Below are 14,909 nucleotides of genomic sequence, written 5' to 3'. Positions count from 1 at the left end.
GTAACGCCGGGAGATAGTCAGCATGAGCGTCGAATCCTTCACCCCCACGGCTTTGCAATTCACCCAGGGTGCCGCGCACAAGGTGAAGAGCCTGGTCGATGAAGAGGGGAATGATCGCTTGAAGCTGCGCGTATTCGTTACGGGCGGCGGTTGTTCGGGGTTTCAGTACGGTTTCACCTTCGATGAAGATGTGGCCGAGGACGACACCATTGTCGAGCGCGAAGGCGTGAGTCTGGTGGTGGATCCGATGAGTTTCCAATACCTGGCGGGTGCCGAAGTGGACTACCAGGAAGGTCTGGAAGGTTCGCGCTTCGTGATCAAGAATCCGAACGCCACCACCACGTGTGGTTGCGGGTCTTCGTTCTCGATCTGATTGCACTCGCTGCACACAACAAAGCGCCGCAGAGCCTCACGGTTCTGCGGCGTTTTTTGTTGTTAGCGATTTATTCAGTTGGGATAGATGGCGCCGAGTACGCGCAGGCCTTTGGCGCCGGTGACGCTTGGGCGATTGGCAGCTATGCCTTCGAGGCAGCAATGAGCCAGCCAGGCAAAGGCCATGGCTTCGACCCAGTCTGGATCTACACCGTGGGTGGCGGTGCTGGCGACTTTTGTGTTCGGCAGCAAATCGGCCAAGCGTTGCATTAGCGTTGCGTTGTGCGCGCCGCCGCCGCAGACCAACAGTTCCTGAGTATCCGGCTGAGCGCTTTGCAGCGACTCGACAATGGTCAGAGCGGTCAGATCGAGCAGCGTGGCTTGCACGTTTTCAGCGGGGAAGGCTGGCAGGTGCGAAAGGTGTTGCTCCAGCCAGAGTAGGTTGAACACCTCTCGTCCGGTGCTTTTCGGGCCCTTGGTGACGAAGAATGGATCGCTGAGTAGCGCTTCCAGTAATGTCGGCTCAACGGTACCTGTTTTCGCCCAGTCTCCATTGCGATCATAGTTTTCGCCGCGTTGCTGCTGAATCCAGGCGTCCATCAGAACGTTCCCAGGGCCGCAGTCGAAACCGGCTACAGGCTTGGTCGGCTCAATCAGGCTGAGATTGCTGAAACCGCCGACATTCAAGACCGCCTGGTTGCCGGTACGCTCTTCGAACAACGCTTCATGGAAGGCTGGCACCAGAGGCGCGCCTTGGCCGCCGGCGGCGACATCTCGACTGCGGAAGTCACTGACAACGGTAATGCCCGTCAGCTCGGCCAACAGGGCAGGGTTACCAATCTGTACGGTGAAACCGCGAACGGGCTCATGGCGGATGGTCTGGCCATGGCTACCGATTGCGCGGATGTGTTCAGGTTTGAGTTGCTGCTGATCGAGAAGGGTATGAATGCCCTGGGCTGCAAGCTTCACCCAGTGCTGCTGAGCAATCGCCGAGCGGGCGATCTCGTCGGGACCGCTGGCGCACAAGCCGAGGAGCTCGGTGCGCAGCGATTCAGGCATGGGAATGTAATGCGTGGCGATCAGCTTGATCGCCGAGGTCTGTTCGATCAGGGCGATGTCCAGACCGTCGAGGCTGGTTCCGGACATCACGCCGATATACAGGGCCATGACTCAGCGTTTGCTCGAGGCCAGCATGGTGGCCTTCTCTTGGTCCATGCGTGCCATCAGCGGCTGGCTCTGAGCGAGGAAGCGAGCACGCTCGGCTTTGGCAATCGGATCGGCCATTGGCAGCTTCTGGCCCAGTGGGTCGACGTGCACGCCGTTAACCTGGAACTCGTAGTGCAAGTGCGGGCCAGTCGACAGGCCGGTAGTGCCGATGTAGCCGATCACTTGCCCCTGCTTCACGGTGCCGCCGGTTTTCACGCCTTTGGCGAAGCCCTGCATGTGGCCGTACAGCGTGCGGTAGGTGTTGCCGTGCTGGATGATCACCGTGTTGCCGTAACCGCCGCGGCGGCCGGCGAGCAGCACTTTACCGTCACCGGCAGCCTTGATTGGCGTGCCGCGTGGGGCTGCGTAATCAACGCCTTTGTGAGCACGGATCTTGTTGAGGATCGGGTGTTTGCGGCCCATGGAGAACTTGGAGCTGATACGGGCAAAGTCCACCGGCGTACGGATGAATGCCTTGCGCATGCTGTTGCCATCGGCGGTGTAATAGCTGCTGTTGCCTTGCTTGTTGGTGTAACGCACGGCGGTGTAGGTCTTGCCGCGGTTGGTGAAGCGCGCCGAGAGGATCGGGCCATTGCCGACAGCCTTGCCGTTGACCACTTTCTGTTCGTAAATCACGTCGAATTCGTCGCCCTGACGGATGTCCTGAGCAAAGTCGACGTCATAGCCGAATACGCTGGCCATATCCATGGTCAGGCTATGTGACAGGCCGGCGCGGGCAGCAGACTGAGACAGCGAGCTATTGATTACGCCGTGGACGTAAGCGGTGCGAACGGTTGGCTTTGCAGTGACGCGATTAAAGGCATAACCCTTGTCATTCTTGGTCAGGGTGATGGTTTCAACATCACTGACCTTGCTGTGCAGGCTGGTCAGCTGGCCTTCGGGGTTGAGTTCAAACTCGAGCTTCTGGCCGTGTTTGAGCTGGCTGAACTGCTTGGCTTGCTTGTCGCTGGCCAGAATTTCATGCACGGCCGCGGCCGGCAAGCCTACCTTTTCAAACAGCGTAGATAGCGTATCGCCTTTCGCGACAACAACTTCTCGATGACCTGGGGCTTTTGGTTTTTCGGCGACGGGTGCCAGCGCAGGTGCGGCTTCAGCCGTTTGCGAAGTGGTTTCGTCGCTGTTTTCTATCTGTGCAAACGGGGAGGTTACAGGCTCATTTGTGGCTTGAGCCGCGTCGGCAGCGTCTTGATCTTGTGTCAGTTGTTCAGCAGGACTTTCCAGTTCAAGGCTCAGGGTCGTCTTTTTGGCTTCAACATCGCTGGAAGGAAATACCAGGAGCGCCAGGCTAAGTAGGGCGGCGATTCCACTTGCGGCGAGCAGGTGGGTCTTCGGGTAAAGCGGTGGCGCTTTAGACGGTTCGGTGGTCATAAGTAATTTTGACTTTTGAAAAGTGATGAATTGGAAAAGATGAATGACATGATGAAGATGAAATAACTGTATAAAATATAACCAAATCATCTCTGAAGCAAGTCTACAGACGCCTCGTCTGTGGATTGGTGTCCGTGCGCCGGGCAAAACTTGTAATTGGTGCACGATCTTGTATGGTTGGTTCCCTTTGAATCTGAGCCTTGCGGGTCTGTTATGAAGTCGGTTGAAGAGCAGCTAGCGCTGATTAAACGTGGTGCGGAAGAACTATTGGTCGAGTCCGAGCTGATCGAGAAGCTCAAGCGCGGCCAACCGCTGCGTATCAAGGCTGGTTTCGATCCGACCGCCCCGGATCTGCACTTGGGTCATACCGTGCTTATTAATAAGCTGCGTCAGTTCCAGGAGCTGGGGCATCAGGTGATCTTCCTTATAGGTGACTTCACCGGGATGATCGGTGACCCGAGTGGCAAGAGCGCCACTCGTCCGCCACTGACTCGCGAGCAGGTTCTCGAGAATGCCGAGACCTACAAGACTCAGGTTTTCAAGATTCTTGATCCGGCGAAAACCGAAGTTGCGTTCAACTCCACCTGGATGGATCAGATGGGGCCGGCGGACTTCATTCGCCTGACTTCGCAATACACTGTCGCTCGTATGCTTGAGCGTGATGACTTCGACAAGCGCTACACCACCAATCAGCCGATTGCCATTCATGAGTTCCTCTATCCGCTGGTTCAGGGTTATGACTCGGTTGCTCTGCGCGCGGATGTCGAGTTGGGTGGTACCGATCAGAAGTTCAATTTGCTGATGGGTCGTGAGTTGCAGCGTGGTTATGGTCAAGAGGCTCAGTGCATTCTGACCATGCCGTTGCTTGAAGGTCTGGATGGCGTGAAGAAGATGTCCAAGTCGCTGGGCAACTATGTCGGTATTCAGGAAGCTCCGGGTGTCATGTATAGCAAGCTGGTTTCGATTCCGGATGCGCTGATGTGGCGTTACTTCGAATTGCTCAGCTTCCGTTCGATGGATGAGATCAATGCGTTCCGTGCTGATGTAGAGGCGGGTGCCAATCCTCGTGACATCAAGATCAAGCTGGCTGAAGAGATCGTTGCGCGTTTTCATGGCGAAGAAGCAGCAGCGAATGCTCACCGCGGTGCGGGCAATCGCATGAAAGAAGGTGAGTTGCCGGATGATCTGCCGGAAATCGAACTGACCTCGGCTGAGGATATGCCGATTGCCGCTGTCCTTAATAAGGCAGGCCTGGTGAAGAACTCGGCAGCTGCTCGTGATCTGCTGGCAGCTGGCGGTGTACGTATAGATGGTGAGGTGGTTGATCGCTCCTTTATATACGCAGTGGGCGCGACCCACGTTTGCCAGGCTGGCAAGAAGGCTTTTGCACGCATTAAGCTGAAATCTGAATAAAGTTGGAATTAGGGGTTGACGGCGAATTCCAGAGGTCTATAATTCGCCCCACTTCCGGCGCAGTCGAAACGGAAAACTCCTTGAGATTCAATGAGTTATACGGTTTTCGAGAGTGGGTCGCTTCAGTTCATCGAAGCCTGGAAGGAGTTGAAAGCGTCGTGATGTTTGACTCTTTTAACGGTTCGATCTTCTCGGTCGAAAGCGGAGAAAAAGAGGTGTTGACAACAGCGAGTAACGCTGTAGAATTCGCCTCCCGCTAACGAGAGATCGGAAGCGCAAGTGGTTGAAGTTGTTGAAGAATTCTTCGAAAACTTCTGAAAATAATCACTTGACAGCAAATGAGGCTGCTGTAGAATGCGCGCCTCGGTTGAGACGAAAGATCTTAACCAACCGCTCTTTAACAACTGAATCAAGCAATTCGTGTGGGTGCTTGTGGAGTCAGACTGATAGTCAACAAGATTATCAGCATCACAAGTTACTCCGCGAGAAATCAAAGATGTAACCAACGATTGCTGAGCCAAGTTTAGGGTTTCTTAAAAACCCAAAGATGTTTGAACTGAAGAGTTTGATCATGGCTCAGATTGAACGCTGGCGGCAGGCCTAACACATGCAAGTCGAGCGGATGAAAGGAGCTTGCTCCTGGATTCAGCGGCGGACGGGTGAGTAATGCCTAGGAATCTGCCTGGTAGTGGGGGACAACGTTTCGAAAGGAACGCTAATACCGCATACGTCCTACGGGAGAAAGCAGGGGACCTTCGGGCCTTGCGCTATCAGATGAGCCTAGGTCGGATTAGCTAGTTGGTGAGGTAATGGCTCACCAAGGCGACGATCCGTAACTGGTCTGAGAGGATGATCAGTCACACTGGAACTGAGACACGGTCCAGACTCCTACGGGAGGCAGCAGTGGGGAATATTGGACAATGGGCGAAAGCCTGATCCAGCCATGCCGCGTGTGTGAAGAAGGTCTTCGGATTGTAAAGCACTTTAAGTTGGGAGGAAGGGCAGTAAATTAATACTTTGCTGTTTTGACGTTACCGACAGAATAAGCACCGGCTAACTCTGTGCCAGCAGCCGCGGTAATACAGAGGGTGCAAGCGTTAATCGGAATTACTGGGCGTAAAGCGCGCGTAGGTGGTTTGTTAAGTTGGATGTGAAATCCCCGGGCTCAACCTGGGAACTGCATTCAAAACTGACAAGCTAGAGTATGGTAGAGGGTGGTGGAATTTCCTGTGTAGCGGTGAAATGCGTAGATATAGGAAGGAACACCAGTGGCGAAGGCGACCACCTGGACTGATACTGACACTGAGGTGCGAAAGCGTGGGGAGCAAACAGGATTAGATACCCTGGTAGTCCACGCCGTAAACGATGTCAACTAGCCGTTGGGAGCCTTGAGCTCTTAGTGGCGCAGCTAACGCATTAAGTTGACCGCCTGGGGAGTACGGCCGCAAGGTTAAAACTCAAATGAATTGACGGGGGCCCGCACAAGCGGTGGAGCATGTGGTTTAATTCGAAGCAACGCGAAGAACCTTACCAGGCCTTGACATCCAATGAACTTTCCAGAGATGGATTGGTGCCTTCGGGAACATTGAGACAGGTGCTGCATGGCTGTCGTCAGCTCGTGTCGTGAGATGTTGGGTTAAGTCCCGTAACGAGCGCAACCCTTGTCCTTAGTTACCAGCACGTAATGGTGGGCACTCTAAGGAGACTGCCGGTGACAAACCGGAGGAAGGTGGGGATGACGTCAAGTCATCATGGCCCTTACGGCCTGGGCTACACACGTGCTACAATGGTCGGTACAAAGGGTTGCCAAGCCGCGAGGTGGAGCTAATCCCATAAAACCGATCGTAGTCCGGATCGCAGTCTGCAACTCGACTGCGTGAAGTCGGAATCGCTAGTAATCGCGAATCAGAATGTCGCGGTGAATACGTTCCCGGGCCTTGTACACACCGCCCGTCACACCATGGGAGTGGGTTGCACCAGAAGTAGCTAGTCTAACCTTCGGGGGGACGGTTACCACGGTGTGATTCATGACTGGGGTGAAGTCGTAACAAGGTAGCCGTAGGGGAACCTGCGGCTGGATCACCTCCTTAATCGACGACATCAGCTGCTCCATGAGCTCCCACACGAATTGCTTGATTCATTGAAGAAGACGAAAGAAGCAGCCCGAAATTGGGTCTGTAGCTCAGTTGGTTAGAGCGCACCCCTGATAAGGGTGAGGTCGGCAGTTCGAATCTGCCCAGACCCACCAATTTTGTGTGGGAAACGCCTGTAGAAATACGGGGCCATAGCTCAGCTGGGAGAGCGCCTGCCTTGCACGCAGGAGGTCAGCGGTTCGATCCCGCTTGGCTCCACCACTACTGCTTCTGAAGTTTGAAAGCTTAGAAATGAGCATTCCATCGTTGAGATGATGAATGTTGATTTCTAGTCTTTGACTAGTTCGTTCTTTAAAAATTTGGGTATGTGATAGAAAGATAGACTGAACGTTACTTTCACTGGTAACGGATCAGGCTAAGGTAAAATTTGTGAGTTCTCTTAGTTGAGAAATTCGAATTTTCGGCGAATGTCGTCTTCACAGTATAACCAGATTGCTTGGGGTTATATGGTCAAGTGAAGAAGCGCATACGGTGGATGCCTTGGCAGTCAGAGGCGATGAAAGACGTGGTAGCCTGCGAAAAGCTTCGGGGAGTCGGCAAACAGACTTTGATCCGGAGATGTCTGAATGGGGGAACCCAGCCATCATAAGATGGTTATCTTGTACTGAATACATAGGTGCAAGAGGCGAACCAGGGGAACTGAAACATCTAAGTACCCTGAGGAAAAGAAATCAACCGAGATTCCCTTAGTAGTGGCGAGCGAACGGGGACTAGCCCTTAAGTGGCTTTGAGATTAGCGGAACGCTCTGGAAAGTGCGGCCATAGTGGGTGATAGCCCTGTACGCGAAAATCTCTTGGTCATGAAATCGAGTAGGACGGAGCACGAGAAACTTTGTCTGAATATGGGGGGACCATCCTCCAAGGCTAAATACTACTGACTGACCGATAGTGAACTAGTACCGTGAGGGAAAGGCGAAAAGAACCCCGGAGAGGGGAGTGAAATAGATCCTGAAACCGTATGCGTACAAGCAGTGGGAGCAGACTTTGTTCTGTGACTGCGTACCTTTTGTATAATGGGTCAGCGACTTATTTTCAGTGGCGAGCTTAACCGAATAGGGGAGGCGTAGCGAAAGCGAGTCTTAATAGGGCGTCTAGTCGCTGGGAATAGACCCGAAACCGGGCGATCTATCCATGGGCAGGTTGAAGGTTGGGTAACACTAACTGGAGGACCGAACCGACTACCGTTGAAAAGTTAGCGGATGACCTGTGGATCGGAGTGAAAGGCTAATCAAGCTCGGAGATAGCTGGTTCTCCTCGAAAGCTATTTAGGTAGCGCCTCATGTATCACTGTAGGGGGTAGAGCACTGTTTCGGCTAGGGGGTCATCCCGACTTACCAAACCGATGCAAACTCCGAATACCTACAAGTGCCGAGCATGGGAGACACACGGCGGGTGCTAACGTCCGTCGTGAAAAGGGAAACAACCCAGACCGTCAGCTAAGGTCCCAAAGTTATGGTTAAGTGGGAAACGATGTGGGAAGGCTTAGACAGCTAGGAGGTTGGCTTAGAAGCAGCCACCCTTTAAAGAAAGCGTAATAGCTCACTAGTCGAGTCGGCCTGCGCGGAAGATGTAACGGGGCTCAAACCATACACCGAAGCTACGGGTATCATCTTCGGATGATGCGGTAGAGGAGCGTTCTGTAAGCCTGTGAAGGTGAGTTGAGAAGCTTGCTGGAGGTATCAGAAGTGCGAATGCTGACATGAGTAACGACAATGGGTGTGAAAAACACCCACGCCGAAAGACCAAGGTTTCCTGCGCAACGTTAATCGACGCAGGGTTAGTCGGTCCCTAAGGCGAGGCTGAAAAGCGTAGTCGATGGAAAACAGGTTAATATTCCTGTACTTCTGGTTATTGCGATGGAGGGACGGAGAAGGCTAGGCCAGCTTGGCGTTGGTTGTCCAAGTTTAAGGTGGTAGGCTGAGATCTTAGGTAAATCCGGGATCTTAAGGCCGAGAGCTGATGACGAGTTATCTTTTAGATGACGAAGTGGTTGATGCCATGCTTCCAAGAAAAGCTTCTAAGCTTCAGGTAACCAGGAACCGTACCCCAAACCGACACAGGTGGTTGGGTAGAGAATACCAAGGCGCTTGAGAGAACTCGGGTGAAGGAACTAGGCAAAATGGCACCGTAACTTCGGGAGAAGGTGCGCCGGTGAGGGTGAAGGACTTGCTCCGTAAGCTCATGCCGGTCGAAGATACCAGGCCGCTGCGACTGTTTATTAAAAACACAGCACTCTGCAAACACGAAAGTGGACGTATAGGGTGTGACGCCTGCCCGGTGCCGGAAGGTTAATTGATGGGGTTAGCTAACGCGAAGCTCTTGATCGAAGCCCCGGTAAACGGCGGCCGTAACTATAACGGTCCTAAGGTAGCGAAATTCCTTGTCGGGTAAGTTCCGACCTGCACGAATGGCGTAACGATGGCGGCGCTGTCTCCACCCGAGACTCAGTGAAATTGAAATCGCTGTGAAGATGCAGTGTATCCGCGGCTAGACGGAAAGACCCCGTGAACCTTTACTATAGCTTTGCACTGGACTTTGAATTTGCTTGTGTAGGATAGGTGGGAGGCTTTGAAGCGTGGACGCCAGTTCGCGTGGAGCCATCCTTGAAATACCACCCTGGCAACTTTGAGGTTCTAACTCAGGTCCGTTATCCGGATCGAGGACAGTGTATGGTGGGTAGTTTGACTGGGGCGGTCTCCTCCTAAAGAGTAACGGAGGAGTACGAAGGTGCGCTCAGACCGGTCGGAAATCGGTCGTAGAGTATAAAGGCAAAAGCGCGCTTGACTGCGAGACAGACACGTCGAGCAGGTACGAAAGTAGGTCTTAGTGATCCGGTGGTTCTGTATGGAAGGGCCATCGCTCAACGGATAAAAGGTACTCCGGGGATAACAGGCTGATACCGCCCAAGAGTTCATATCGACGGCGGTGTTTGGCACCTCGATGTCGGCTCATCACATCCTGGGGCTGAAGCCGGTCCCAAGGGTATGGCTGTTCGCCATTTAAAGTGGTACGCGAGCTGGGTTTAGAACGTCGTGAGACAGTTCGGTCCCTATCTGCCGTGGACGTTTGAGATTTGAGAGGGGCTGCTCCTAGTACGAGAGGACCGGAGTGGACGAACCTCTGGTGTTCCGGTTGTCACGCCAGTGGCATTGCCGGGTAGCTATGTTCGGGAAAGATAACCGCTGAAAGCATCTAAGCGGGAAACTTGCCTCAAGATGAGATCTCACTGGAACCTTGAGTTCCCTGAAGGGCCGTCGAAGACTACGACGTTGATAGGTTGGGTGTGTAAGCGCTGTGAGGCGTTGAGCTAACCAATACTAATTGCCCGTGAGGCTTGACCATATAACACCCAAGCAATCTGTAGACTCGAAAGAGACCAGATTGCGGTGTGTGAAGACGAAACGAACCGAAAGTTCGATGTTCACAAAACACCTAGCTGTCACATACCCAATTTGCTGAAGCGAGGCCATCTGGCCACGACTCAGTACCCGAATTTCTTGACGACCATAGAGCGTTGGAACCACCTGATCCCATCCCGAACTCAGCAGTGAAACGATGCATCGCCGATGGTAGTGTGGGGTTTCCCCATGTGAGAGTAGGTCATCGTCAAGATTAAATTCCGAAACCCCAATTGCGAAAGCAATTGGGGTTTTGTTTTGCCCGCAGGAAATGTGCTTACTTGATTTCTATGCAGCCGCGCAGGGCATGGCTATTATTCGGGCCTCATTATGAGGCGAAACCTGCATGTTGACGCTGTTGAATCTACTGAAGGACGGCCGATTCCATTCTGGCCAGGACCTGGGCGCTGCCTTGGGAATTAGTCGAAGTGCCGTATGGAAGCAGCTTCAGCATCTTGAGGCTGAGCTTGGGCTATCTATCCACAAAGTTCGGGGGCGCGGCTATCAGTTGTCTGCGCCGTTGATGCTGCTCGATTCTTTAAAAATAGGTGGGATGAAGACGGGCTGGCCGATCACGACCTTCAATTCTATAGACTCCACGAACGCTGAGGCGCTACGCGCTATCGCTCAGGGGAGAACGGCGCCATTTTTGGTACTGGCCGAGCGACAGTTATCTGGGCGCGGACGAAGAGGGCGCAAGTGGGTTAGTCCGTTTGCCGAAAACCTTTATTACAGTCTTGTGCTGCGCATTGACGGTGGGATGCGCCAGCTAGAGGGCTTGAGTCTGGTTGTTGGGCTGGCCGTTATGCAAACTCTGCGAAAGTTGGGAGTACCTGATGCGGGTTTGAAGTGGCCGAACGATGTTCTTGTTGGCAATAAGAAAATTGCCGGAATTCTTTTGGAGCTTGTTGGGGATCCGGCAGATGTGTGTCATGTGGTATTGGGCATAGGCATTAACGTGAACATGCAGATTGCCGATGAGGTCGACCAGCAATGGACATCCATCCGGTTGGAGTCTGGGGAAACCTGTGATCGTAACGTTCTGGCAACTGAGTTGAGTGAGCAACTGCAAGCTTATATACGGCGTCAGCAGGCAGATGGTTTTTCGGTACTCCAAGCAGAGTGGGAAGAAAATCATTTGTGGCAGGATCGATCGGTGTCGTTGATTGCTGGCGTCAGCCAGGTAGATGGAGTCGTACTCGGAATTGATAATCAGGGTGCACTGCGATTGATGGTGAATGGCGTAGAAAAGGTTTTTAGTGGTGGGGAACTCAGCTTGAGGTTGCGTGATGATAGGTGAGTACGATTGCGACAACAGCTTGATAGAGCTGCGAGTATTGAATATCGCCCCCTGCTACTTTGGTTTCAGAGCAGGGCTCCGAGGAGGCCTTGCGTGTGGGCCTGCGGGGCAGAATAGAGTGTTATCGAGCGAGTGTCGGTTGGATAGTATTTGTACCGCCGTGATAGTGATGAGCCGATTTAAATGCTTGGGCGGGAGCTTTGTGCATCGCTTGGTTGTGAAATGTCTTCGTATGAAATAACTGATGTCAGAGCGGTTATGAAAATTACGGGCTTTTTGGCTCTGTCGTGCGATGTCAATGCTGGGTGGTAGCTGATGTCGTGCCAGAAGTTAGGATTGTGCCTAACCTGGTGTTCGAGCTTTCGCCGTGGCGTGTCCTTATCTAGAGGTATGTATGCGTTGGTTGTTCCTGTTGCTGGTTGTTCTCAATGTTTTTTACTACGTCTGGCATCAGCAGGAAGCACCTTTGCGAGCAAAGGACGTAACTCCTCTCAGTTTGTATAAGGGTTCGCAGCAAGATATACGTCTGCTCAGCGAGACGGCAGCTGCTTCTCGTGGGAGGTCGGAGTTGCAACGGTCTGAGGAGCAGTGTCTTTATGTGGGGGGATTTGTTCGTCAGGAGCTGGTTGTGGCGCTGAGTCGGCGCTTGTCTGAGATGGATATCAAGGCTCAACCTCTCCTTAGCGGCATTCCTGCATCCGGATTTTGGCTGCGTGTTGCTCCTGAAAGCCAGCGATTGCTGGGTGATCCTCAATTGCAAAACCTTTCCAACGAATTCAATGAGTTAAAACATAAAATAATGCTGTGCGAGGGGGTTGCACCTACTGAATAGTTTGCATAGAATGGCGCCCGCTCCACAGTGAAGACCCCAACAGGTTGTCAAAGTGAAGTGATGTCAATGCAGCTAACCTCAGGTTTTTAAATGAGAAAATGCTTGACAAGGGTCTGGCGTAGTATAAAATGCCGGCCTGATTAGGAGGGGTTCCCGAGCGGCCAAAGGGATCAGACTGTAAATCTGACGTCTACGACTTCGAAGGTTCGAATCCTTCTCCCTCCACCAGATTTGAGCGTGAGCTGCAGGCTCCGCGGGTATAGTTTAGTGGTAGAACCTCAGCCTTCCAAGCTGATGATGCGGGTTCGATTCCCGCTACCCGCTCCAAGTTTGCAGGTTGTGCAAAGTGTTTTGCTCTTGTAGCTCAGTTGGTAGAGCACACCCTTGGTAAGGGTGAGGTCAGCGGTTCAAATCCGCTCAAGAGCTCCATATAACAAGGCAGATATGAAAATATCTGCCTTTGTTTTAATGGTTGATATTGTTTGTCTAATTCTTCTGTTTGAGGGTGATATCGATGGCTAAGGAAAAATTTGATCGTTCCCTGCCCCACGTCAACGTTGGGACCATTGGTCACGTTGACCACGGTAAAACCACTCTGACCGCTGCTCTGACTCGCGTCTGCTCCGAAGTTTTCGGTTCGGCCGTAGTTGAATTCGACAAGATCGACAGCGCTCCAGAAGAAAAAGCTCGCGGTATCACCATCAACACCGCTCACGTTGAGTACAACTCGACTATTCGTCACTACGCTCACGTTGACTGCCCAGGTCACGCTGACTACGTGAAGAACATGATCACCGGTGCTGCCCAGATGGACGGCGCGATCCTGGTTTGCTCGGCCGCTGATGGTCCGATGCCGCAAACCCGTGAGCACATCCTGCTGTCCCGTCAGGTAGGCGTTCCGTACATCGTGGTTTTCCTGAACAAGGCTGACCTGGTAGACGACGCTGAGCTGCTGGAACTGGTTGAGATGGAAGTTCGCGACCTGCTGTCCACCTATGACTTCCCATGCGACGACACTCCGATCATCATCGGTTCGGCTCGTATGGCTCTGGAAGGTAAAGACGACAACGAAATGGGCACCACTGCCGTTCGTAAACTGGTTGAAACTCTGGATACCTACATCCCAGAACCAGTTCGTATGATCGACAAGCCATTCCTGATGCCAATCGAAGACGTATTCTCGATCTCGGGTCGCGGTACTGTTGTGACTGGTCGTATCGAGCGCGGTATCGTTCGCGTTCAGGATCCGCTGGAAATCGTTGGTCTGCGTGACACTACTGTTACCACTTGCACCGGCGTTGAAATGTTCCGCAAACTGCTCGACGAAGGTCGTGCTGGCGAGAACTGCGGCGTTCTGCTGCGTGGTACCAAGCGTGACGACGTTGAGCGTGGTCAGGTTCTGGTTAAGCCGGGTTCGGTTAAGCCGCACACCAAGTTCACTGCAGAAGTTTATGTTCTGAGCAAGGAAGAAGGCGGTCGTCACACTCCGTTCTTCAAAGGCTACCGTCCACAGTTCTACTTCCGTACTACTGACGTGACTGGTAACTGCGAGCTGCCAGAAGGCGTTGAAATGGTAATGCCAGGTGACAACATTCAGATGACTGTTACCCTGATCAAAACCATCGCGATGGAAGACGGTCTGCGTTTCGCTATCCGTGAAGGCGGTCGTACCGTCGGCGCTGGCGTCGTAGCCAAAATCATCGAATAAGCGGTTGTAATGTATTTTTCGGGCCGGCATAATGGTCGGCCTGATTTTGTTTTAGGTCAGTAGCTCAATTGGCAGAGCGACGGTCTCCAAAACCGTAGGTTGGGGGTTCGATTCCCTCCTGACCTGCCAGATTCACTCAGTGTGTCTGGCTTTCTTTTCACAGGATCTTCATAGATGACTCCTAAGGCTGAAGCACAAGGCTCTCGCTTCGATCTGCTCAAGTGGCTTGTAGTAGTCGCTTTGGTAGTTGTAGGCGTTGTTGGCAATCAGTATTACTCTGCTTCGCCGATCCTGTACCGTGTACTCGCTTTGCTTGTCATTGCTGCTGTAGCTGCCTTTGTAGGCCTGCAGACTGCGAAGGGCAAGTCTTTCTTTGTACTGGTTAAGGAAGCTCGCACCGAGATTCGTAAAGTCGTGTGGCCAACTCGCCAAGAAACCACGCAGACCACCCTGATTGTGGTGGCTGTTGTTCTGGTTATGGCGTTGCTGTTGTGGGGGCTTGATTCCCTCCTCGGTTGGCTTGTTTCCTTGATTGTCGGCTAAGGGTGTCCCGTGGCTAAGCGTTGGTATGTTGTGCATGCTTACTCGGGTTACGAGAAGCATGTGATGCGCTCGCTGGTCGAGCGCGTAAAGCTGGCTGGCATGGAAGATGGCTTCGGCGAGATTCTGGTTCCCACTGAAGAAGTGGTTGAAATGCGTAATGGCCAGAAGCGCAAGAGCGAACGCAAGTTCTTCCCAGGCTATGTGCTGGTGCAGATGGATATGAACGAGGGTACTTGGCACTTGGTCAAGGACACTCCTCGGGTGATGGGTTTTATCGGCGGTACTGCTGATAAGCCTGCGCCGATCACCGATAAAGAGGCGGAAGCAATTCTGCGTCGTGTTGCTGATGGTAGCGACAAGCCGAAGCCGAAGACTCTCTTCGAGCCAGGCGAAACGGTGCGAGTCAACGACGGTCCATTCGCTGATTTCAATGGCGTTGTTGAAGAAGTTAACTACGAAAAGAGCCGGATCCAAGTGGCAGTGCTTATTTTCGGTCGCTCTACTCCGGTAGAGCTGGAGTTCAGTCAGGTCGAAAAGGTCTAACTGGACAAGCATCCCAACCCCGCAGCCCTAGGCTGTGGGGTTTTGTCGTCAC

At 52.9% G+C, this 14,909-nt stretch carries 9 protein-coding genes, 6 tRNA genes and 3 rRNA genes; 16 read left to right on the top strand and 2 right to left on the bottom strand.

Annotation, left to right across the window (positions count from 1 at the left end):
• Positions 1–22 precede the first annotated feature (22 nt).
• Entirely contained in the window at positions 23–373 is a 351-nt protein-coding gene (gene erpA, locus ACVVH8_RS26895; protein ID WP_003228776.1) for an iron-sulfur cluster insertion protein ErpA, read from the top strand.
• 74 nt (positions 374–447) lie between these two features.
• Here the strand turns inward: erpA and ACVVH8_RS26890 are convergent, their stop codons facing one another.
• Positions 448–1,539, bottom strand: a complete 1,092-nt coding sequence (locus ACVVH8_RS26890) for an anhydro-N-acetylmuramic acid kinase (RefSeq protein WP_475227196.1) — start codon at positions 1,537–1,539, stop codon at positions 448–450.
• 3 nt (positions 1,540–1,542) lie between these two features.
• On the bottom strand, positions 1,543–2,967 hold the full coding sequence (locus ACVVH8_RS26885) for a peptidoglycan DD-metalloendopeptidase family protein (protein ID WP_475227194.1): 1,425 nt from the start codon (positions 2,965–2,967) through the stop codon (positions 1,543–1,545).
• 213 nt (positions 2,968–3,180) lie between these two features.
• On the opposite strand from ACVVH8_RS26885, the gene tyrS reads away from it, so the two are divergent.
• The 15 genes from tyrS to nusG all read left to right on the top strand — a co-directional run bounded on the left by tyrS (position 3,181) and on the right by nusG (position 14,857).
• Positions 3,181–4,380: a tyrosine--tRNA ligase gene (tyrS, locus tag ACVVH8_RS26880; RefSeq protein WP_475227191.1), complete on the top strand. Its 1,200-nt coding sequence runs from the start codon at positions 3,181–3,183 to the stop codon at positions 4,378–4,380.
• Between the two features lie 553 nt (positions 4,381–4,933).
• Positions 4,934–6,470: ribosomal RNA gene (locus ACVVH8_RS26875) — 16S ribosomal RNA — on the top strand.
• Between the two features lie 81 nt (positions 6,471–6,551).
• Positions 6,552–6,628, top strand: a tRNA-Ile gene (locus ACVVH8_RS26870).
• Between the two features lie 30 nt (positions 6,629–6,658).
• Positions 6,659–6,734 (top strand) — tRNA-Ala (locus ACVVH8_RS26865).
• A 247-nt stretch (positions 6,735–6,981) separates the two neighbouring features.
• Positions 6,982–9,875 (top strand): 23S ribosomal RNA (locus tag ACVVH8_RS26860).
• 154 nt (positions 9,876–10,029) lie between these two features.
• A 5S ribosomal RNA gene (rrf, locus tag ACVVH8_RS26855) occupies positions 10,030–10,145 on the top strand.
• The 16S, 23S and 5S rRNA genes sit together here with 2 tRNA genes alongside, the layout of an rRNA operon.
• A 132-nt stretch (positions 10,146–10,277) precedes the next feature.
• A complete protein-coding gene (gene birA / locus ACVVH8_RS26850) occupies positions 10,278–11,231 on the top strand; it encodes a bifunctional biotin--[acetyl-CoA-carboxylase] ligase/biotin operon repressor BirA (RefSeq protein WP_103303770.1) in 954 nt (317 codons plus the stop codon).
• Between the two features lie 394 nt (positions 11,232–11,625).
• Positions 11,626–12,063 carry a hypothetical protein gene (locus ACVVH8_RS26845; RefSeq protein WP_475227189.1) on the top strand — a complete coding sequence of 146 codons (438 nt, stop codon included), beginning with the start codon at positions 11,626–11,628 and terminating at the stop codon, positions 12,061–12,063.
• A 143-nt stretch (positions 12,064–12,206) separates the two neighbouring features.
• Positions 12,207–12,291: transfer RNA gene (locus ACVVH8_RS26840), tRNA-Tyr, on the top strand.
• A 25-nt stretch (positions 12,292–12,316) separates the two neighbouring features.
• Positions 12,317–12,390 (top strand) — tRNA-Gly (locus ACVVH8_RS26835).
• A gap of 26 nt (positions 12,391–12,416) precedes the next feature.
• Positions 12,417–12,492, top strand: a tRNA-Thr gene (locus tag ACVVH8_RS26830).
• 85 nt (positions 12,493–12,577) lie between these two features.
• On the top strand, positions 12,578–13,771 hold the full coding sequence (gene tuf, locus ACVVH8_RS26825) for an elongation factor Tu (RefSeq protein ID WP_475227186.1): 1,194 nt from the start codon (positions 12,578–12,580) through the stop codon (positions 13,769–13,771).
• 53 nt (positions 13,772–13,824) lie between these two features.
• A tRNA-Trp gene (locus ACVVH8_RS26820) sits at positions 13,825–13,900 on the top strand.
• Positions 13,901–13,945: 45 nt separating this feature from the next.
• Entirely contained in the window at positions 13,946–14,314 is a 369-nt protein-coding gene (gene secE, locus ACVVH8_RS26815) for a preprotein translocase subunit SecE (RefSeq protein ID WP_007916493.1), read from the top strand.
• A 9-nt stretch (positions 14,315–14,323) separates the two neighbouring features.
• Entirely contained in the window at positions 14,324–14,857 is a 534-nt protein-coding gene (nusG, locus tag ACVVH8_RS26810; protein ID WP_007916492.1) for a transcription termination/antitermination protein NusG, read from the top strand.
• Positions 14,858–14,909: the final 52 nt, after the last annotated feature.

It is taken from the genome of Pseudomonas trutticola BRTCR10 (assembly GCF_056155105.1).
Note: the sequence above shows the minus strand (reverse complement) of the source record. Positions and strands in the feature narration are given on the sequence as shown.